1 protein-coding gene is annotated in these 930 nt (G+C 72.0%); it reads right to left on the minus strand.

Annotation, left to right across the window (positions count from 1 at the left end; all coding sequences use genetic code 11):
• A partial coding sequence (locus tag L810_RS41630; protein WP_042978303.1) for an NfeD family protein occupies nt 1-930 on the minus strand: 930 nt, incomplete at both ends.

The following is a 930-nucleotide window of genomic DNA, read 5'->3' on the forward strand; positions in this document are numbered from 1 at the left end:
GCTCTTCCGATCTGATGGTCGGCGTGCGGCTGGTCGGCGCGCAGGCCGTCGTCGAGCACTTCGCCGATGCTGCCGACCATCGCCTCGGCACCCGTCACGACCGGGCGCCGCCGCGCGCGCAGCGCGACGCTCGACACGCCCGCGACGAGCAGCCCGCCGCCGAGCGCCAGGCTCGCGATCACGGGCCACGGAATCCCGTAGCCGGGCACGTCGGTGTCGATCAGCATCAGCGCGCCGATCGTGAACGACACGATCCCGCCGAAACCGAGCACGCCGAAGGTCGGCAGGAACGCCTCGGCGACCAGGCAGCCGAGGCCGAGCAGCACGAGGCCGAGGCCCGCATAGCTGATCGGCAGCAACTGCATCGCGAACAGCCCGACCAGCAGGCAGATCGTGCCGGCTACGCCCGGCAGCACGAAGCCGGGGTTCGCGAACTCGAAGAAGAGGCCGTAGATGCCGATCGTCAGCAGGATCAGCGCGACGTTCGGATCGGCGATGATCGCGAGGAAGCGGCTGCGCCAGTCGGGTTCGACGATGACGAGCGGCGCATGCGTGGTCGCGAGCTTCACCGTGCCGGCGGTGGTCGTTGCGGTATGGCCGTCGAGCTGGCGCGCGAGGTCGGCCGGATCTTGCGCGATCAGGTCGACGACGTGCTGCGCGCGCGCCTCGCTGGCCGACAGGCTGACGGCTTCGCGCACCGCACGCTCGCCCCATTCGGCATTGCGCCCGCGCAGCTGCGCGAGGCCGCGGATGTAGGCGGACGCGTCCTGCATCGCCTTGCGGATCTCGGTCGATTGCGTGTCGGTCGGCAATGCGGCCTGCGTGGCGGCCTCGGATGCGCCGGATGCCCCTGACGCACCCGGGGTTCCGGCCGGCGGGCGTGGTGCAGCGGGGTTCGCACCCGGCGGCGCGGCGCCGCCGATGCCGAGC

The organism is Burkholderia sp. AU4i, assembly GCF_000466765.1.
In the GTDB taxonomy this organism is placed as follows: Bacteria; Pseudomonadota; Gammaproteobacteria; order Burkholderiales; family Burkholderiaceae; genus Burkholderia; species Burkholderia cepacia.